The 512-nt window shown below is 43.6% G+C and carries 1 protein-coding gene; it reads right to left on the bottom strand.

Translation table 11 applies throughout. The features are described from left to right. The coding region (locus HC175_RS17435) for an RDD family protein (protein ID WP_168139568.1) at nucleotides 1-512 on the bottom strand (512 nt) is incomplete at both ends.

Here is a 512-nt window from a genome sequence, read left to right as displayed (position 1 = left end):
TAACCTGCGGGTATTGAGGCCTGTAATCTTCAGGAACATTGACCAGCACCGTACGATCAAGTCCTACGCGTGATTTTTCGGAAATAACGGTTGTACCGGCCGCGAGATCTCCCAGTCTTTGTCCTCTCCCGGTTAAGAGGATAGTAACCACGGCAACACTTCCACTGGTGATACTAATATCTACAATTCTAAGAAGCCAACGTACTAAATAGTTTGAAAACGCCGGTTTGGATCCATCAAGTTTTACAACTCGTAGCTCTAAAGCTGCTTTTCCGGGAGATCTCCCATTCCACAAGCTTTCCCATAGTAGAAAATACAATAACAATGGCAGGAAGATCACAGAAACAAACAACCACTCCTGGTCGCCAGCTACATTAAGGCCTGCCATCATAAAAAAAGCTAAAACCACGTAAATGACCATTATTACGAAGTCGATGAGATAAGCAAGGATGCGCTCCCCTACTCCTGCTACGTTTTGAGTAATGCTTATATTTTGAGCAGTTTCAATTTGA

The organism is Salinimicrobium oceani (assembly GCF_012037645.1).
This window is presented reverse-complemented; position numbering and strand designations above follow the sequence as displayed.